The sequence below is a fragment of the Stenotrophomonas sp. Y6 genome (assembly GCF_022436665.1).
GTDB classification, from domain to species: domain Bacteria; phylum Pseudomonadota; class Gammaproteobacteria; order Xanthomonadales; family Xanthomonadaceae; genus Stenotrophomonas; species Stenotrophomonas acidaminiphila_A.
In genome coordinates, this window is record NZ_JAKUKB010000004.1 from 16,338 (window position 1) to 35,026 (window position 18,689).

Annotated in this window: 17 protein-coding genes and 1 pseudogene; 9 read left to right on the plus strand and 9 right to left on the minus strand. The window is 70.8% G+C overall.

What is annotated here, in order from left to right; all coding sequences use genetic code 11:
* Nucleotides 1-78 precede the first annotated feature (78 nt).
* A complete protein-coding gene (locus tag MKP15_RS05855; protein ID WP_240212089.1) occupies nt 79-513 on the plus strand; it encodes a hypothetical protein in 435 nt (144 codons plus the stop codon).
* A 246-nt stretch (nt 514-759) separates the two neighbouring features.
* Here MKP15_RS05855 and MKP15_RS05860 read toward each other — a convergent pair whose 3' ends face one another.
* Nucleotides 760-2,304 (minus strand): serine hydrolase, encoded by a 1,545-nt coding sequence (locus tag MKP15_RS05860; protein WP_240212302.1) that lies wholly within the window; start codon nt 2,302-2,304, stop codon nt 760-762.
* 133 nt (nt 2,305-2,437) lie between these two features.
* Here MKP15_RS05860 and MKP15_RS05865 point away from each other — a divergent pair, with 133 nt between their 5' ends.
* From MKP15_RS05865 to MKP15_RS05875, 3 genes are all read left to right on the plus strand, one after another.
* Nucleotides 2,438-2,869, plus strand: a complete 432-nt coding sequence (locus tag MKP15_RS05865; protein ID WP_240212090.1) for a VOC family protein — start codon at nt 2,438-2,440, stop codon at nt 2,867-2,869.
* Nucleotides 2,870-2,933: 64 nt separating this feature from the next.
* Entirely contained in the window at nt 2,934-3,794 is an 861-nt protein-coding gene (locus MKP15_RS05870; protein ID WP_240212091.1) for a DUF72 domain-containing protein, read from the plus strand.
* 46 nt (nt 3,795-3,840) lie between these two features.
* Nucleotides 3,841-4,761 (plus strand): DMT family transporter, encoded by a 921-nt coding sequence (locus tag MKP15_RS05875; protein ID WP_240212092.1) that lies wholly within the window; start codon nt 3,841-3,843, stop codon nt 4,759-4,761.
* A 9-nt stretch (nt 4,762-4,770) separates the two neighbouring features.
* On the opposite strand, the gene MKP15_RS05880 is transcribed toward MKP15_RS05875, so the two are convergent.
* From MKP15_RS05880 to MKP15_RS05895, 4 genes are all read right to left on the minus strand, one after another.
* Entirely contained in the window at nt 4,771-5,835 is a 1,065-nt protein-coding gene (locus MKP15_RS05880; RefSeq protein ID WP_240212093.1) for a sensor domain-containing diguanylate cyclase, read from the minus strand.
* 89 nt (nt 5,836-5,924) lie between these two features.
* Complete coding sequence (locus tag MKP15_RS05885) at nt 5,925-6,647, minus strand: pseudouridine synthase (RefSeq protein ID WP_104939235.1); 723 nt, start codon at nt 6,645-6,647, stop codon at nt 5,925-5,927.
* A 7-nt stretch (nt 6,648-6,654) separates the two neighbouring features.
* Nucleotides 6,655-8,310 (minus strand): GGDEF domain-containing protein, encoded by a 1,656-nt coding sequence (locus tag MKP15_RS05890; protein ID WP_240212094.1) that lies wholly within the window; start codon nt 8,308-8,310, stop codon nt 6,655-6,657.
* A gap of 181 nt (nt 8,311-8,491) precedes the next feature.
* Complete coding sequence (locus MKP15_RS05895) at nt 8,492-10,414, minus strand: DEAD/DEAH box helicase (RefSeq protein ID WP_240212095.1); 1,923 nt, start codon at nt 10,412-10,414, stop codon at nt 8,492-8,494.
* A gap of 325 nt (nt 10,415-10,739) precedes the next feature.
* On the opposite strand from MKP15_RS05895, the gene MKP15_RS05900 reads away from it, so the two are divergent.
* Nucleotides 10,740-10,952, plus strand: coding sequence for an RNA-binding S4 domain-containing protein (locus MKP15_RS05900; protein WP_104939238.1), 213 nt, complete (start codon nt 10,740-10,742; stop codon nt 10,950-10,952).
* A 16-nt stretch (nt 10,953-10,968) separates the two neighbouring features.
* Here the strand turns inward: MKP15_RS05900 and ubiM are convergent, their stop codons facing one another.
* Nucleotides 10,969-12,150, minus strand: coding sequence for a 5-demethoxyubiquinol-8 5-hydroxylase UbiM (gene ubiM, locus MKP15_RS05905; protein ID WP_240212096.1), 1,182 nt, complete (start codon nt 12,148-12,150; stop codon nt 10,969-10,971).
* 101 nt (nt 12,151-12,251) lie between these two features.
* Complete coding sequence (locus MKP15_RS05910) at nt 12,252-13,379, minus strand: hypothetical protein (protein WP_104939240.1); 1,128 nt, start codon at nt 13,377-13,379, stop codon at nt 12,252-12,254.
* Nucleotides 13,380-13,540: 161 nt separating this feature from the next.
* Between MKP15_RS05910 and MKP15_RS05915 the strand changes: the two genes are divergently transcribed.
* The 4 genes and pseudogenes from MKP15_RS05915 (at nt 13,541) to MKP15_RS05930 (ending at nt 17,861) form a co-directional block, all read left to right on the plus strand.
* Nucleotides 13,541-15,010, plus strand: a complete 1,470-nt coding sequence (locus MKP15_RS05915) for a DNA-3-methyladenine glycosylase 2 (protein WP_240212097.1) — start codon at nt 13,541-13,543, stop codon at nt 15,008-15,010.
* Nucleotides 15,007-15,474: pseudogene (locus MKP15_RS05920) on the plus strand (methylated-DNA--[protein]-cysteine S-methyltransferase); the annotation flags it as partial. The gene MKP15_RS05915 and the pseudogene MKP15_RS05920, both read left to right, overlap by 4 nt.
* Nucleotides 15,475-15,600: 126 nt before the next feature.
* Nucleotides 15,601-16,545, plus strand: coding sequence for an IS481 family transposase (locus tag MKP15_RS05925; RefSeq protein ID WP_240212098.1), 945 nt, complete (start codon nt 15,601-15,603; stop codon nt 16,543-16,545).
* Nucleotides 16,546-16,607: 62 nt separating this feature from the next.
* The gene (locus tag MKP15_RS05930; protein WP_240212099.1) at nt 16,608-17,861 is read left to right on the plus strand and encodes an ectonucleotide pyrophosphatase/phosphodiesterase; all 1,254 of its coding nucleotides are present in this window, start codon (nt 16,608-16,610) and stop codon (nt 17,859-17,861) included.
* Nucleotides 17,862-17,982: 121 nt separating this feature from the next.
* On the opposite strand, the gene MKP15_RS05935 is transcribed toward MKP15_RS05930, so the two are convergent.
* Entirely contained in the window at nt 17,983-18,165 is a 183-nt protein-coding gene (locus MKP15_RS05935; RefSeq protein WP_054666917.1) for a 30S ribosomal protein THX, read from the minus strand.
* Between the two features lie 108 nt (nt 18,166-18,273).
* Entirely contained in the window at nt 18,274-18,684 is a 411-nt protein-coding gene (locus MKP15_RS05940; RefSeq protein WP_104939245.1) for a MerC domain-containing protein, read from the minus strand.
* Between the last annotated feature and the right edge of the window lie 5 nt (nt 18,685-18,689).

Genomic DNA, 18,689 nt, shown 5'->3' on the forward strand with positions numbered 1-18,689 from the left:
ATCGGCGCCGATGCGCGACGCCGCACCGGCGCCCGCGGACACGGCAGTTGAATCGACACTCATGGAAAGGAGACGGCAATGCGTTGGTGGACACTGCTTCTCATCGCGGCCGGGCTGGCGGGCGGCTACAACTGGTGGAGCCACCGCGCGCCTGGCGGCGTCGCGTCGGCAACGGCAACGACAGGCATCGACGGCTTCGTCGCGGTGGAAATGCCGACAGGCACACCGCGTGACACGGTGCTGGTGCTGGCGCCGCCCAACTGCCCGTCCGAGCAGGCGCAGCGGGCCGAAGCCCTCATCCGTGAGCTGACCGACATCGGCATCCCGGTGAAGCGCGGCAGTTCCTTTTCCTTCAACATCGAAAACCCCAGCCCGGAACAGCGCGCTGCCGTGGACCGCACCGTCGAGGTGTTCCAGCAGGGCGCGCCCGCGGTCTTCATCAATGGCATGGGCATGTCCAATCCCACCACGTCGCAGGTCGTGGCGGTCTACCGCAGCACCCGCGGCGGTTAGGCGCGCGCAGGAAGAACGCGACCGCCGACGGAAGCCGGGCAACCCGGCCAGCCATCAGGCTGACGCCGGGCCGGTCCACGACCGTCCCGGCGCCGGCCACGGCGCATGGCCTGCATCACCGGCAGGCCACACGAACACGGCCCCCTCCCGGCGTCGGTACGCACGAGTGGACGCGGGAGCGGCAGGCCCGCACGCCCTGCCGCGCATCGGCATGCCACGGTGCAGGCCCCGCCCCGGCACCGACCCTCACGGCGTCGTCGGCACCAGCAGCAGGTCCTGGAAGTCGAAACTGAAGTCGGTGAGCGAGGAGACCGCCTGCATGCGCACGTCGCGTACCTTGCCGTCCGGGTCAAGACTGAAGTTGACGAAGGCGTCGGCATTGAGCGAGCGGTTGTCCCAGCGCACGATGAAGGTGTCGTGCTGCCAGTGCTCCAGGGTGCCGACCAGGTCGGCGGTGGCGCCGAAGCGCAGGCGCAGGGCACCGCCCTTCTGCTCGACGTACACGTCGCCGTACCACGCATCGCGATAGGTGCCGGCATAGCGCGGCAGCGGCAGCGATGGCCGGCTCTTCGCATCGCGCGCGGCGAGGTGCTTCTGCCAGCCTGCGTCGGCATTGTCCTGCGCCTTGGCCACGCCCGCGGCGTAGGCGGCCACCCAGTCGTGCGCGGGCGCACCCAGCATCGCGTCGAGCACGCCCATGGTGATGGCATTGAATGCCGCGCCGGATTCCTGGTTGGTGAGCACCACCACGCCCAGCTTCTGCTCGGGCACCAGGGTCAGCCGCGACACCTGCCCCGGCCAGCCGCCGGTATGCCAGACCAGCTTCTGCCCGCGGTAGTCACTCAGGCTCCAGCCTTCGCCGTAGCCGGCGAAGTTGGGCCTGGCCGGCGCCAGTTCCGGCACCGATGGCGCGGGCACCACCTGCGGGATCTGCATCTGCCACATCTGCTGCTGGGTCTTTTCCGAGAACAGCGGCGTGCCATCGGCCAGCCTGCCGCCGGCCAGCTGCACGTTCATCCACAGCGCCAGGTCATGCACGCTGGAATAGAGGCCGCCGGCGCCGGCGTTGTTGGACCAGGTCAGCGGTGCCACCGGGCGCAGGTCCCTGAAGTCGAACTTGGCGTGGCCGACGGCGGCCTTGTCGCCGGGCTTGAGGTGGTCGGCGTTGTAGCGGGTACCCGCCATGCCGACCTTGTCGAAGATGCGCTGCTGCAGGAAATCGGCGAAGGACTGGCCGGATACCGTCTCGATCACCTGCTGCGCCACCGCGTAGAGGATGTTGTCGTAGGCGTAGCGGTCGCGGAAGCCATTCTTCAGCGGCACGTGCGCCAGCCGCGCCACCACCTCGGCGTTGCTGTAGGTGGTGGTCGGCCAGAACAGCAGGTCGCCTGCGCCCAGGCTCAGCCCGCTGCGGTGCGAGAGCAGGTCGCGGATGCGCATCTCGCCGGTCACGTACGGGTCGGACATGCGGAAACCGGGCAGGTGGTCGACCACCCGGTCGCTCATCTTCAGCTTGCCTTCCTCGGCCAGCAGGTTCAGCGCGGTGGCGGTGAAGGCCTTGGTGTTGGAGGCGATGGCGAACAGGGTATCGGACTGTACCGGTTCGGGCCTGCCGATCTCGCGCAGGCCCCAGCCGCGCTCCAGCACCACCTTGCCGTCCTTGACCACCGCCACCGCCACGCCCGGCACGTCGAACTGCTGACGCACCCGCTCGACCGTGGCATCGAGCTGCTGCAGTTCCGCCGGCATCGCCGCCTCCTGTGCGTCCGCCACCTGTGCCGCCATGCCCATCGCGAGCACCAGCCCGCCCCCCAGCCACTTGTTCAATGCGTTCTCCTTCGGGATCGATGCCGGCAGGCCGGCCTTCTCGCGATGGTAACGCGGCCACCGCCACCCTCGCCTTCCACGCCATCGGAGCCCGGCCATGGATCTCGCCGCCGCGACCACCACCACCCTCGTCCCGTGCCTGCGCTACCGCGATGCACCGGCGGCGATCGACTGGCTGTGCCGCGCCTTCGCCTTCCAGCGCCACGCCGTCTACCAGGACGGAGCCACCGTCCACCATGCGCAGCTGGTGTTCGGCAACGGCATGGTGATGCTGGGTTCGGTACAGCCCGGCGCCTGGGGCAGCCATATGATCCAGCCCGACGAGGTGGGCGGCATGCAGACCCAGAGCACCTGCGTGGTGGTCAGCGACGCCGACGCCCATTACGCGCACGCGACCGCGGCCGGCGCGGAGATCGTCATCGACATCGCCGACCAGGACTATGGCGGCCGCGGCTATGCGTGCCGCGACCCGGAAGGCCACCTGTGGTGGTTCGGCAGCTACGACCCGTGGAAGGCGCAGGCAACCTAGGCCGGCGACCGCCTGGCCGCGCGGTGCCGCGATGCAGGCGCGGCATGCCGGTAGAATCGCGGCGATGACGCCCCGCCCCGCCGCCACCGCCGACCTGTTCGCCCGCGCGCCCGGGGCGGCCGCCGCCATGCCGGGCGTGCACGTCGGCATCGGTGGCTGGACCTACGCGCCCTGGCGCGGCGGCATGTTCTACCCGCCCGGGCTGGTGCAGCGGCGCGAGCTGGAGCACGCCAGCCGCCAGCTGACCGCCATCGAGATCAACAGCACCTATTACGGCACGCAGAAGCCGGCCATCTACGCCGGCTGGCGCGACGCCACCCCGGACGGCTTCGTGTTCTCGGCCAAGGCGCCCAAGCGCATCACCGGCGCGCGGCGGCTGGCCGGCACCGGCGCGCAGGTGGAGGACTTCATCGCCGGCATCGCCACGCTGGGCGACCGACTGGGGCCGCTGGTCTGGCAGTTCGAGGCCGGGCGCACGCTGGACCGCGACGACTTCGCCGCCTTCCTCGACCTGCTGCCGGCCACGGTGGAGGGACGCACGCAACGCCACGCGCTGGAGATCCGCGACCCGGCGTTCCTCGACGCCGCAATGGTGGCGCTGGCGCGGCAGCGCGGGATGGCACTGGTGTTCACCGATTCGCCGGACCACCCCAACGCCGCCGACCTGTGCGCCGACTTCGTCTACGCGCGGCTGATGCGCAGCCGCGACGAATGCGCCAGCGGTTACCCGCCGGCGGAACTGGCGCGCTGGGCCGGGCGCATCGGCGACTGGCGGCAGGGCCGCGACCCGCACGAGCTGCCGCACGCCAGCCCGGTCGGTGCCGCTTCCGCGCCACGCGAGGTGTTCGTCTACTTCATCGGCGCGGCCAAGCACCGCAATCCGGCCGCGGCACGCCAACTGCTGCACCTGTTGGGCGGAAACTGAAGCATCCGCTGCAGCGCCGGCAACGCACATCGGCGACAATCCGCGGATGTCCAGTCCCGATACACGCAAGGCCCTGGTGCAGATCCACTTCTGCGTACTGCTGTGGGGCGTGACCGCCATCCTCGGCAAGCTCATCACCCTGCCCGCGCTGCCCCTGGTGTGGTGGCGCATGCTGCTGGTGGTGGCGATGCTGGCGCTGCTGCCGCGGGTGTGGCGCGGCCTGTCGGCGCTGACGCCGCGGCTGGCGCTGGGCTACTGCGGCGTCGGCGCATTGGTGGCGTTGCACTGGCTCACCTTCTATGGCGCGGTGAAGCTGGCCAACGCCTCGGTGGCGGCCACCTGCATCGCGCTGGCGCCGGTGTTCACCGCCATCGTCGAACCATGGATCGCCCGGCGGCCGTTCCAGCCGCGCGAGCTGGCCTTCGGCCTGGCGGTACTGCCGGGCGTGGCGCTGGTGGTGGGTGGCGTGCCCCATGGCATGCGCCTCGGGGTGGCGGTGGGCGCCTTGTCGGCGCTGCTGGTGGCGGTGTTCGGCTCGTTCAACAAGCGCCTGGTCAGCCATGCCGACCCATTGACCGTCACCGCGCTGGAGCTGGGCGCCGGCACCCTCACCCTGACCCTGCTGGCACCGGCCCTGCCACTGCTGCTGCCCGCCCTGGCCAGTGACCTGTGGGTGATCCCCGGCCTGCACGACGGCGTCCTGCTGCTGGTGCTGGCGGGCCTGTGCACACTGCTGCCGTTCGCGCTGGCGCTGGTGGCCCTGCGCCACCTCAGCGCCTACACCGTGCAGCTGGTGACCAACCTGGAGCCGGTCTACGCGATCGTGCTGGCGATGCTGTTCCTGGGCGAACAGCGCGAACTCACGCCGCTGTTCTACCTGGGCGTGGCCATCATCATCGGCGCGGTGTTCCTGCACCCGCTGCTCAACCGCGCGCGGCCCGCCCCCGCGGCCGGCGCGCAGCCGTGACAGCCGCCCTCATCCCGCGACCACCACCCGGTCGCGGCCCTGCGCCTTGGCCTGGTAGAGCGCCGCATCGGCACGGCGCAGCGTTTCCTGGGCTGATTCGCCGGCGCGCTGCGCCGCCAGCCCGATGCTGATGGTGACCGGCAAGCCCAGTGGCAGGTGCGCCACCGCCTGGCGCAGGTACTGGCACTGCAGTTCGGCCTGGGCCAGCGGGGTGTCCGGCATCAGGATCACGAACTCCTCCCCCCCGTAGCGCGCGGCCATGCCGCGGCCGGCGAACTGCGCCCGCAGCACCGCGGCCAACTCGACCAGCACCCGGTCGCCCTCGGTGTGGCCGTGGATGTCGTTGATCTGCTTGAAGTGGTCGATATCGACGATGGCCACGGCCGGCGGCACGCCGGCATCCCGCGCGATCGCCTCCGCCAGTGCCGCGGACAACGCGCGGCGATTGGGCAGAGCGGTCAGCGGATCGGTGCGGGTCTGCTCGGACAGTTCCAGGTTCTGCTGCTCCAGTTGCACGTAGTACTCGGCCAGGCGCGCCTCGTACCAGTCGTGCTCGCTCTGGTGGTGGTCGATGAGGCGGCGCAGGCGGCGCATTTCCAGCAGCCGCGACACCTGCCGCGACAGCGCCTGCAGTGCCGCGGCCTGGGGGCCGGCAAGCTGCGCGGGGTGCGAATCGAACACGCACAGCGTACCCAGCGCGTAGCCGTCGCTGCTCAGCAGCGGCGCGCCGGCGTAGAAGCGGATGAACGGGTCATCAGTGACCAGAGGGTTGCCACGAAAGCGCGCGTCCTGCAGCGCATCCTCGACCACGGTCAGGCACGTCGGCTGCAGGATGGCATGGGCGCAGAACGCCTGCTCGCGCGGCGTCTGCTCGCCGTCCATTCCCTGCAGCGACTTGAACCACTGCCGATCGCGGTCGATCAGCGATACCGCCCCCATCGCGGTGCCGCAGATCGCGCGGGCGATAACCACCAGGTCGTCGAACTCCTGCTCGCGCGGGGTATCCAGGATGCGATAACGCTGCAACGCGGCCAGACGCTCGGCCTCGTTGGCGGGAAGGGGCGGCTTGATCATCCGGGCCGGGCCTGTGTCCTTGGGCGTGACGGAAGCAGGGCGAGTCTAGCCTCACCCCGCCGTAGTCAGCGCGGCGAACCGGTCACATTTCACCACTCCCGCTGCTGCGGCAGCAGCCCGCGCAGTTCCTGCTCGGTGAGGTTGCGCCACTGGCCGGGCTTGAGCGCGCCGATCTTGATGTTGTCGATGCGCACCCGGCGCAGCTGGGTGACGCGGTAGCCGAAGGCGGCGGCCATCAGCCGGATCTGGCGGTTGAGGCCCTGCTGCAGCACGATGCGGAAGCCGAACTTGGCGATGCGGGTGGCGCGGCACGGCAGCGTCATCTGGTCGTGGATGCGCACGCCGCGCGCCATGCCGCGCAGGAACTCCTCGGTGACCGGCTTGTTCACCGCCACCAGGTACTCCTTCTGGTGGCCGTTCTCGGCGCGCAGGATCTGGTTGACGATGTCGCCGTTGCTGGTCATCAGGATCAGGCCTTCCGAATCCTTGTCCAGGCGCCCGATCGGGAAGATGCGCTGCTCGTGGCCGACGAAATCGACGATGTTGCCCTTGACCGCGCTCTCGGTGGTGCAGGTGATGCCCACCGGCTTGTTCAGCGCGATGTACACGTGCCTGCGGCCGGTGCTCTTCTGCACCGCGCGCGCGCGCAGCGGCTGCCCATCGACGCGTACCTCGTCGCCCTCGCCGACCACCGCGCCGGTGCCGGCCACCGTGCCGTTGACGGTCACGCGGCGGGCACCGATCAGGCGGTCGGCCTCGCGGCGGGAACAGAAGCCGGATTCGGCGATGTGCTTGTTGAGTCGGGTCGTCATCGACCCATTATCCGCCATCGCCCGGGGCGGCGGACAGCGCGGCGGTATCGTCGCCGGCGGCGACCACGCGGTCGCGGCCGCCGCGCTTGGCCTGGTACATGGCATTGTCGGCACGCCGCAGCAGCGCGGTCAGGTCGTCGCCCTGCGCGAGCATTTCCGCCAGGCCGATGCTGACCGTGACCACGAGGCCGTCGTGGCGCAGGTCGGCCGCCTGCCGCGCGATCTTCTCGCGCAACTGCTCCAGCCGCGGCAGCGCCACCTCGGCGCGGGTACCCGGCAACAGCACCAGGAACTCCTCGCCGCCCATGCGGATGACGTCGTCGCGGTCACGCACCGCGGCGAGCAGCGCATTGGCCACCGACACCAGCACCGCATCGCCGACCTCGTGGCCGAAGCGGTCGTTGATCTGCTTGAACAGGTCGATGTCGAGAAAACCGATCGACAGCGGCAGGCCGTCCTTGCGCGCGCGCAGCATGTGGCGCTCGAGCTGGCGCAGGCCGGCACGGCGGTTGGGCAGCCCGGTCAGCGCATCGGTGTCGGCCAGCTGGCGCATCTCGTCGCGCTGCTGGCGCAGGTTGCCAAGCCGGCGGTTGAGACCGTAGGCATACATCATCAGGAACCAGGTCACCGACAGCTGCACCGCCTCGACCCGGAACCGCACCAGTTCGCGGCTGCCGGCCATGTCGGCCAGGGCCATCAGCAGCAACGGCGCCACCGCGGCGATGCCGTCCACCGCCTGGTAGTCGCCGCGGCGCAGCGACGCGATACCGGCCACCAGCGCCAGCACGCAGACCAGGGTGAAAGCGTGGTCCAGGGTGGCGGCCACCCATGCCAGCCCCGCCCACGGCAACAGCGGCGTGACCAGCGCCAGCAGCATCAGCAACAGCGCCAGGCGCCGCACCCACGGGCGCGAGCGCGGCCAGGTCTGCAGTCCGCCGCACAGCCGCCACAGCACCCAGCCCATCACCCCGATGCTCAACGCCGAGGCCGACACCATCCACCACGAGGCCAGGCTGCCCACCGGCAGCCAGGGTTCGGGGTAGCCACTCAGCCCGCTGAGCACCGACTGCCACACCACCAGCAGGGCGGTGGCCAGCGTGTACACCAGGAAATCGCGGTCGCGGGTGGTGAAGAAGCCCATCAGCGCCGACAGCGCCAGGGCAATGGCGATGGCGATGCAGGCGGTGCGCACCAGCAGGCGCATGGTGTCGATCTGCTGCACCGGGCTGGGCGCGCCGAGCTGCAGCGTGGGAATGAAGCGCGCCTTGAGCGGCTTTTCCCAGGCCACCCGGATCGGCTCCATGTCGCCGGCCTTGGGCACCATGACCATGCCGATGCCGGCGCGGAAACGCGAGTCGCGGGTGCGCGCGTCCTGCATGTTGCCGCATATCTGCCGGTCGCCGTGGGAGATCATCACCTCGCCGGCGAACACGTTGAACACGTCCACGGCCTGCGGCGCGCCGGACCAGCCGCCGGCCGGCGCCGGAATCAGGATGCTGTCGCCCAGCCGCTCCAGCACGCCGGGCGGGCAGGCGCGGATCGGTGTTTGTTCGGTGGTCGGTTCGCCGATCAGCAGGTAATCATGGTCGAGCTGCGGGCGCTGCGCGAAGCTGGCCAGCGGCAGCAGCAACAGCAGCAGCGACAGCAGCCTCTGTCCCACCATCACCCGCGCCCTCGCCCCACACCCCGCGATCACCATCCCTTCCCCTGCGCACACCCCATGCGTCGGCGATTATCGCATGCGGCCATTCCGCCGCCGTCACGCCGCTCCTGCTGCCGGAATCGCCGCCGGCAGTGGCGCGCACGCAGCCGCCGCCATGGCGGCCGGCCGCGTGCGCCGTGGCTCAGGCACCGCGCGGACCGCGCGGTTTGAAGCCGCCCGGGCGACCGCCCGGGGCACGCGGGCCACCGGGACGCCCGGCAGGCCGGGGGCCCTTGCCGAAGCGCGGCTTGAACCCCGGCGCGGCGCCCTGCGCCTCGCCCGGCTCCACCCTGCGCATGCGCAGCTGCTGGCCGGACACCCACACCTTCTGCAGGTGCTGCAGGGTGTCCGCGGGCATTTCCGCCGGCAGGTCGAGTACCGAGTGGTCGTCGTGGATATCGATGCGGCCGATGTAGCGGCTCTCCAGCCCGGCCTCGTTGGCGATGGCGCCGACAATGTTGGCCGGCTTCACGCCGTGCATGTGGCCGACCTCGATGCGGTACGTCTCCATGCCGAATTCCGGCGCGCCGCGCGGCGGCATTTCGCGCCGCTGGCGTGGCTCGAAGGCGCCTTCGGCACGTGCCGCGCGCTCGCCGTCATCGGCCTGCGGGGCACGCTCGAAGCGCGGCTCGAACCGCGCCGGACGCTCACCGCGGTCCTCGCGCTGGCGCGGGAAACCGCCATCGCGCGCCGGGCGCTCGCCGCGGCCGGCCGGCGGCTCGCGGCGCTCGCGCACCGGCGGCGCCAGCAGGAACGGGGCGTCGCCCTGCAACAGGCGCGCCAGCGCCGCGGCGATCTCCACCGCCGGCACGTTGTGCTCGTTCTCGTAACGCTGCACCAGGTCGCGGTAGAAATCGGTGTCGCCATCGGCCAGGGTCTGGCTGATGCGCTCCATGAACTTGGCCACGCGGTGGTCGTTGACCGCGTCCACGCTTGGCAGCTGCATTTCCTCGATCGGCTGCCGGGTGGCGCGCTCGATCTGGCGCAGCATGCCCTTCTCGCGCGGGGTGACGAACAGGATCGCCTCACCGCTGCGCCCGGCGCGGCCGGTACGGCCGATGCGGTGCACGTAGCTCTCGGTGTCGTACGGGATGTCGTAGTTCAGCACGTGGCTGATGCGCTCCACGTCCAGGCCGCGCGCGGCCACGTCGGTGGCGACCAGGACGTCGAGCTTGCCTTCCTTCAGCTGGCCGATGGTGCGCTCGCGCTGGGCCTGCTGCATGTCGCCGTTGATGGCGGCAGCGGCCAGGCCGCGCGCCTGCAGCTTCTCGGCAAGCTCCTCGGTGCCGGCCTTGGTGCGCGCGAAGATGATCATCGCGTCGAACGGCTCCACTTCCAGGATGCGGGTCAGCGCATCGAGCTTGTGCATGCCGCTCACCCACCAGTAGCGCTGGCGGATGTTGGCCGAGGTGGTGGTCTTGGAGGCGATGGTCACCTCCACCGGCTCGCGCAGGTAGGTCTGCGCGATGCGCCGGATCTGCGACGGCATGGTCGCCGAGAACAGCGCGACCTGGCGGCTCTCCGGCAGCTTCTTGAGCACCGCCTCGACGTCGTCGATGAAGCCCATGCGCAGCATTTCGTCGGCTTCGTCCAGCACCAGGGTCTTCAGCTCGGACAGGTCCAGGGTGCCGCGGTCCAGGTGGTCGATGACGCGACCGGGGGTGCCGACCACGACGTGCACGCCGCGGCGCAGCGCCGACAGCTGCTGGCCATAGGGCTGGCCGCCGTACACCGGCAGCACCCGGAAGCCGGGCATCGACGCCGAATAGGTCTGGAACGCCTCGGCGACCTGGATGGCCAGCTCGCGGGTCGGGGCCAGCACCAGTACCTGCGGCTTGGTGGCGGAAAGATCGATGTTGGACAGCACCGGCAGCGCGAAGGCACCGGTCTTGCCGGTACCGGTCTGCGCCTGGCCGAGCACGTCGCGGCCTTGCAGCATCGCCGGAATGGTGGCGGCCTGGATCGGCGACGGGGTTTCGTAGCCGACGGCGGCCACCGCCTTCATCACAGCGTCGGACAGGCCGAGGTCTGCGAACAGCAGCGGCGCGGGGGATTCTTGGGACATGGGGACTCCGGGGGCACCGCGGCGAACGCAGCGGGCAGGAAAATGGGGCGTATTGTGCGCCTTGCGCGGCCCCCTGTCGAAAGCTGCCGATGGCATCCGTTCAGCTGCCCTCCCCAGCAGCCACCGGCAGGTGCCTGTCGCGGCCGGTTCCCGCCAGGCACGGGCGAATCCCGGCCCCGGCGCGCCGCGCGGGTGAGGCGGCCACCGGCGGCACCGTGACGCCGGCGCCCGCCGCCGGACGCTGGCCCGCCGGGTGGCCACCGCGGTTACAGCGGTTCACGGCCGCGGCAGGCGATAATCGCCCCCTTTCCCCGCCGGCCTCCCCATGCAGACCATCGATTTCGAACTGGACCGCGAGTACGTGGAACTCAAGCAGTTGCTCAAGCTGACCGACCTGGTGGCCAGCGGCGGCGAAGCCAAGATGATCATCGGCGAGGGCCAGGTCCGGGTCGACGGCGCGGTCGAACTGCGCAAGGCCTGCAAGATCCGCGCGGGCCAGCAGGTGGAGCTGGGCGACGTGCGGATCCGGGTGCGCTGACGCCGGCTGCGGGCGCTCAGCCCGCGGCGCGCTGGGTCAGGTGCGCGGCGATCATCTTCCTGAAGGGCGCCACCCCGTGCGCCGCCCGCAGCGCGGCACCGCGCAGCAGGCGTGCCGGCAGGCGGCTGTCGTTGTACAGCGCGGCAATGGCATTGGTCGCCTCGTACAGCGGCCGCGTCGCCAACCGGTGCGCGCGCTCGTAGCGCGCCAGCACCGCCGCCGCGCCGATGTCGGCGCCGCGCGCGGCCGCGGCCGCGACTTCCCTGACCAGCCGCTGCTGGCTCTGCAGCCCGAAATTGAACCCGTGCGCGGTCACCGGGTGCATGCCCACCGCGGCATCGCCGGCCAGCGCATAGCGGTGCCCGGCGAAGCGGTGCGCGTACACGCCCACCAGCGGATAGGCATGCCGCGTGCCGACCGGCCGCATCCGTCCCAGGCGCTGCTCGAAGAAGCCGGTGACGGCCTCGCCGAAGGCGGCCTCGTCCATCGCCATCAGTTCCTGGATGCCCTGCGGCGGCAGGGTGATCACCGCCGAGCACTGGTCGCCGGGCAGCGGCAGCATGGCCAGGGTGCGGCCGTAGCCGAACCATTCCCACGCGGTGTGCTGGTGCGGCAGCTCGTGGGCAAGCCGGCATACCAGCATCGACTTGCCGAAATCGCGCATCTGCGCGCCGATGCCCATCATCCGCCGGGTCGCCGAGAAGCGGCTGTCGGCGGCGACCACCAGCCGCGCCGACAGGCGGCGGCCATCGTCCAGCACCACCGCGTTGGTGGCCTCGCCGGTCTCGATCGCGGTCACCCTGGCGCCGTCCACCAGTTCCAGCCCGGCCTGGCCCTGCACCGCGTCCCAGGCGGCGCGGCGGATCAGGTGGTTGGGAACCAGCCAGCCCAGCGGATCGGCGTCCTCGTTGCCGGCGGCGAAGCCGAGCGCGAATGGCGATGCGCCGTTCATGACCCTGGCGCTGCACAGCGGCGAGACCTGCGCCGGATCGATCCGCTCCCACAGCCCCAGGGTGCGCATGATCTGCCGCGAGGCGTGGGTCAGCGCGATCTCGCGGCCATCGAAGGCCGGCTCGGCCAGCGCCGCGGCCGGCTGCAGTTCCACCAGGGTCACCGCCAGCCCGGTATCGGCCAGCCCGCGTGCCAGACACAGCCCTGCCGGGCCCGCGCCCACCACCAGTACATCGACAGCCCGCATCTTCCGCCTCCGCATTCTGTGTCCGGCACAGCCTAGGGCCGGCGACCGGCGGCGGCCTTGATCCGGATCATGTCAGGCCCAGGTCGCCGCGGCGCGAGTGTTCACAGGTCGCCGCGGCGCGGCTCCACGCCTGCCGTGGCCGGCGTCAGCGGCGGCCGCGGCGCGGCGTCGGCCGGCATCTCCAGCAGCGCGGTGTCGATCTCCGACAACGGGCTTTCGTCCGGGCAGGCTTCGTCGGGGAAGCCGAAATGCTCCTTCAGCGCCTGCCCGCAGCTGGTCACCGCGTCCAGCTCGGCGCCCTCGAGCTTGCACTGGCGGTCGAAGGCGATCAGGAACGCATCCTTGCGGCGCACGAAGTCGTCGCCACACTTGCGCATCTGCTTGATCCGCTCCAGGTCGTCCTGCACCGCGTTGGTGCCATCCAGGCCGTACTGCTTGAGTTCTTCGCTGGTGAGCAGGCGCAGGCTGCGGTTGGGCACGGTCATCATCAGGTCGGCCACGCCCACCGCCACGCCGTTGCGCTGCAGGTAGTCCTTCACGTTGTCGTAGACCTCGTGCAGTTCCTTGTTCAGTTCGGCGCGCGAGGTGGCGGTGGAACTGATGCGCATCATCCGGTGGATGCCGACCTTGCCGGAGATCAGGCGGTTGTCGCCGGCGGCGAGCACGAACACGCAGGCGCTGTGGCAGATGGAGCCCTCGCGCACCCAGATGGTCCAGCCGGATTCGCCGATGCTGTCGCCGGCCACGATCGCCGCTTCCACCTGGCCGCCGCTGGAGTCCAGGTCGAGCACCCGCTTGCCGATCTTCTTGGCGTCGGCCACCACCGCCAGCCGCGACACCATCGCGGCGAACGACGGGTTGATCTTGCCGGCGTAGCGCACCCGCAGCAGCCCGCGTTCGCGGCACGGCTCCAGCGCCGCATCCAGGGTCTTGCGGTCCAGCGCCTCCAGCGCGGCGCCATCGCCGGCTTCGCCGGTGTAGTCGGTATCGCAGCTGACCCAGGCCTTGCCGTTCTCCAGCACCACCTCCGGCCAGGCCTTGTCCCGCGCCGGCTTCACCGGCGGCGGCGGTGGCGGTGCGTCGGCCGCGTTGATCGACACCATGTGGTCGCCATCGGCGGCCAGCGCCGCGGCCGGATCGGCGGCCGCCACCGGCCTGTCCTTGTCGCCCCCGGTGCAGGCGAGCAACCCGGCACCCAGCAACGGCAACCACCAGAATCTGCGCAACATGGACAACGATCGGATCCGGAGCAAGGCGCCGCGCGCCAGGGGCTACAGTCTAGTCCGCATCGGCAGCGGCGCCGCAATGCGCCCTGAACCGCGCGGCCCGGCCGCGCATTGATGTCCGGAAATGGCCAGTCCGGATCCTGCTTCGGGCCTAGACTGGCCCCATGAGCACTCACGCGCTGCCCAGCCACGACCAATGCGAACAGGCCCGCCTGGCCCGCGACGCGCGCTTCGACGGGCTGTTCTTCACCGCCGTGCGCAGTACCGGCATCTACTGCCGGCCGGTGTGCCCGGCACCGCCGCCGCGCCGCGACAACGTCAGCTATTACCCCACCGCCGCGGCGGCCGCGGCGGCCGGCTATCGCCCCTGCCTGCGCTGCCGCCCGGAACTGTCGCCGGACGACGCCAATTTCATGCAGGACCACACCCTGCACCGGGCGCTGGCGCTGCTGGACGAAGGCATCCTGCAGGACCAGCCGGTCGCCGCGCTGGCGCAGGCCATGGAGCTGAGCACGCGCCAGCTGCAGCGGCTGTTCGTCGCCCGGCTCGGCGCCACCCCCGCGCAGTTGCACGCGACCCGGCGCCTGCTGCTGGCCAAGCAGCTGCTCACCGAAACCCACCTGCCGGTGACCGAGGTGGCGCTGGCCGCCGGCTTCAACAGCCTGCGCCGCTTCAACGACGCCTTCCTCGCCGGCTGTGGCATGCCGCCCAGCGCCCTGCGCAGGCGCCATGGCGCGGTGGCCGGTGGCGAGCCGGTGCTGCGGCTGGCGTACCGTCCGCCGCTGGATTTCCCCACGATGCTCGAGTTCCTGCGCAGACGCGCGATCCCCGGCATCGAACGCATCGACGCCGACAGCTACCGGCGGGTGATCGTCGCCAATGGCCGCGCCAGCCTGATCCGGGTCAGTGCCGACCCGAAGCGGCCGGAGCTGCGCCTGCAGCTCGGCACCACCGACGCGCGCGCGATCCCGGCGATCGTGGCCAGGGTGCGGCGGGTGTTCGACCTGGATGCCGACCTGACCACCGTGCATGCCTGCCTGGCGCGCGAGCCGCTGCTGGCGCGAGGCATCGCGCGGCGCCCCGGCCTGCGCATCCCCGGCGGCTGGGACGGCTTCGAAGTGGCCGCGCGCGCCGTGCTGGGGCAGCAGGTCAGCGTCGCCGCGGCCACCACCTTGGCGCGGCGGCTGGTCGAACGCTTCGGACAGGCGCTGGCGGACCTGCCCGACGGCCTGGACCGGCAATTCCCCACCCCGGAAGTATTGGCCGAAGCGCCGCTGGAAAGCATCGGCCTGCCGCGCACCCGGGCGGCCACGCTGCGGGCGGTGGCGCGCGCCTGCAGCGAAGGCCGGCTGCAGTTCAGCCGCGCCCAGACCCTGGAGCAGTTCGTCCAGCAGGCCACCGCGCTGCCCGGCATCGGCCCGTGGACGGCCCACTACATGGCGCTGCGCGCACTGGGCATGCCCGACGCATTCCCTGCCGGCGACCTGGTGCTGCAGCAGGTGCTCGGCGAAGGCCAGCGCCTGAGCGAGCGCGCCACCGAGGCCCGTTCGCAGGCCTGGCGCCCCTGGCGCGCCTATGCCGTCCTCCACCTGTGGCACCTGGCCGCCGAACCCGACAAGGAACCGACGCAATGACCCTCTTCTACGATCGCTTCGACACCCCCATCGGCCCCCTGACCGTCGCCGCCGACGCGGCCGGCCTGCGCCACATCCTGTTCGCGCGCAACCGCCACGATGCCAAGGGCCGCGACCAGTGGCAGCACGCGCCGGACGCCGTCGCCGAACCCCGCCGGCAATTGCTGGACTACCTGCATGGCCGCCGCCGCACCTTCGACCTGGTGCTGGCCCCGGTCGGCACCGAGTTCCAGCTGCAGGTCTGGCACGCGCTGGCCGACATCCCGTTCGGCGGCACCTGGAGCTATCGCCAGCTGGCACAGCGCATCGGCCGCCCCAGTGCGACCCGCGCGGTGGGCGCGGCCAATGGCCGCAACCCGCTGCCGATCGTGCTGCCCTGCCACCGGGTGATCGGCAACGACGGTTCGCTGACCGGCTTCGGCGGCGGCCTGCCGACCAAGGCCGCGCTGCTGCGGCTTGAGGGCGCGCTGCCCGACACGGTCGCCGCGCCGGCCCTGTTCGACTAGATGTGATCTCTCAGTAGGTTGTTCATCCGGGGCATCGCTGGAAGATGGGGGTTACGACACCAACCCAGCCCCCAGGAGCCCCGGATGAACCTGCATAAACATGCCCGTTTGACGCCTCGCGGTCGAGCCCTGCTTGTGGACCGCATCCTCGTGCAGGGCCTGCGCATCGCGGAGGCCGCCCATGCAGCTGGCGTGAGCGTGCGCACGGCCTACAAGTGGCTGAAGCGGTACCGGGAAGAGGGTCCTGCTGGCTTGGCCGACCGCAGCTCCCGGCCGCATGCCTGCCCCCATGCCACACCGTCAACCATCGCAGCGCAGATGCTGGAACTGCGACGCTCACGCCAGACCTATCGCCAGATCGCCCAGCGGCTGTCCGTGGCGCCAAGCACCATCGCCCGGTTGCTGCGCCGTGCCGGACTGCACCGCTTGGCCGAACTGAAGCCGGCGCTGCCGGAGAACCGCTATGAACACGCCCGGCCCGGCCAACTGCTGCATCTGGACATCAAGAAGCTGGGGCGGATCGGTTCCCCGGGCCACCGTGTGACCGGTGACCGCTCGCATCGACACAGGGGCATTGGCTGGGAATACGTCCATCTGGCCATCGACGATCACTCGCGCGTGGCCTTCGCCTCCATCGAGCCGGACGAGCGCGGGACCAGCGCCTGCAAGGCCCTTATCCGCACGGTGCGCTACTACCGCAGCCTGGGCGTGTGCTTCGAGCGGGTGTTGACCGACAACGGCACCTGCTACAGGTCGCGCCGTTTCCAGCGCCTGCTCCGTCGCCTTGGCATGCGCCACCTGCGCACGCGTCCCTACACCCCGCGCACCAACGGCAAGGCCGAACGCCTGGTCCAGACCAGCCTGCGCGAGTGGGCCTATGCCCGCGCCTATGACAACTCCGGGCAGCGGGCTGGCGCCCTCCATGACTGGCTGCATCACTACAACTGGCACCGCCCTCATGCAAGCCTCGGCTACAAACCACCCATCTCCCGCATACCCCTGAACAACGTGCTGGGTTTACACAACTAGACCGCGACGACGAAACACCCGGCGTCTGCCTGCTGTCATCATGGCGGGACTATCATTGGCGCATGATTCAATTCCGCACTTCCCTCGCGCTGCTCGGCGCCTGCCTGCTCGCCGCCTGCGCCTCGACCGGCCCCACCCCCGCCACACCCGCTGCCGCCACGGCACCGCCCACCGTCCTGCTGCTGTCCATCGACGGCCTGCGCGCGGACATGGTCGAGCGCGGCCACAGCCCCAACCTGGCCCGTCTGGCGCGCGAAGGCGTGCGCGCGGTCGGCATGTCCCCGTCCTACCCGTCGCTGACCTTCCCCAACCACTACACCCTGGTCACCGGCCTGCGCCCGGACCACCACGGCATCATCCACAACAGCATGCGCGCCGAGGACCTGGGCGATTTCCGCCTGGACAACCGCGAGGCGGTGACCAACCCGGCCTGGTGGGGTGGCGAGCCGATCTGGGTCGGCGTCGAGAAGGCCGGCTACAAAAGCGCGACCTGGTCATGGCCCGGCAGCGAGGCCGCCATCCAGGGCGTGCACGCCAGCCAATGGCACGCCTACGACGAAAGCGTGCCGCTGCCCGAACGCATGCAGTTGGTGCTGTCATGGCTGCAGGGCGCGCCCGACGGCCACAAGCCGCGCCTGGTCGCGGCCTACATGGAGCAGGTCGACAAGGCCGGGCACACCTACGGCCCGGACTCGCCCGAGTACGCCGCCGCGCTGCGGCAGGTGGACGCCGCCATCGGCCAGCTGCTGGACGGCATGCGCCGCGACGGCCTGCTCGACCAGACCAACGTGATCATCGTGTCCGACCATGGCATGGCCAATGTCGCGGACGGACAGGTGATCGCCACCGAGGACATGGTCGCGCCGGAGATCGCGCGCGAGGTATCGGTCGGCCAGTCGATCGGCTTCGCGCCGCAGCCGGGGCGCGAACGCGAGGCGGAAAAGGCCCTGCTCGGCGCGCACCCGCACTACGACTGCTGGAAGAAGGAACAGCTGCCGCCACGCTGGCACTACGGCACCCACCCGCGTATTCCGCCGATCGTCTGCCAGATGCACGAAGGCTGGGACGCGCTGACCCGCAAGAGCATCGCCCGGCGCCCGCCCGGCAACCGCGGCTCGCACGGGTACGACCCGGCGCTGCCCTCGATGCAGGCGGTGTTCGTCGCCCGCGGCCCCGCGTTCCGCCAGGGCGTACTGCTGCCCCGCTTCGACAACGTCGACGTCTACCCGCTGCTGGCGCGGTTGACCGGCATCACCCCGGCGCCGAACGACGGCGATCCGCAGGCGCTGCTGCCGGCGTTGCGCGGACAGGATTGAATGGCGGCCGCCGCTCGATCGCGGCGCGGCACACGCCATGACCGGCGCCGGCAGGCAGGGCGCGAGGCAGGCAAAAAAAAAGCGGCGCAAGCGCCGCTTTTTCGCTGATGCCAGCCCGGGATCAACCGGCCTTGGCCACCGTCTTCTTGGCCACGGCCTTCTTGGCCGGTGCCTTGGCGACAGTCTTCTTGGCGACCGGCGCAGCTGCGCCCACGGCCACCTTGCTCACCGAATGCGAGCGCGCATTGCCATAGCTGGCGTTGTAGCGCTTGCCCTTGGCGGTCTTACGGTCACCCTTACCCATGTCGTCAACTCCTTAGTGTGAAATCAGATTGCCCCGTACTGACACGGGTTCGGCGAGGCCGCTGTAGCAGCGCCCCCGCGCGTGAAGTGAAAGCCTACCATGCGCCCCTCAATGCGCGCAGCTGGCGTCGTGCACGTGCAGGTGGTTGAGCCGCAGGTTCATCAGGTGCGCCAGCCCCACCAGCACGCCGCCGAGCGTCATCACCACCGCGTGCGGCAGCTGCGAATGATGCAGCCCGGCATGCAGCAACCCGGCCCACAGCAGCGCCAGCCCCGGCACCAGCAGCGCCAGCGCGCGCAGCGCGCGGTGGCGGCGGTAGCCCCAGAGCAGACTGAACAGGCCAAGGAAGGTCACGAACACCACCACCGCCTGTTCGACCCCGTCGCTCAACCAGAACGACAGGCCCAGCGACGGCGCCAATGCCAGCAGCGCCGGCAATGCCGCACAGTGCACCGCGCACAGCAGCGAACCGGCGGCACCGAAGCGGTCGAGGAACTGGCGGGACGATTTCAGCGGCATGACTT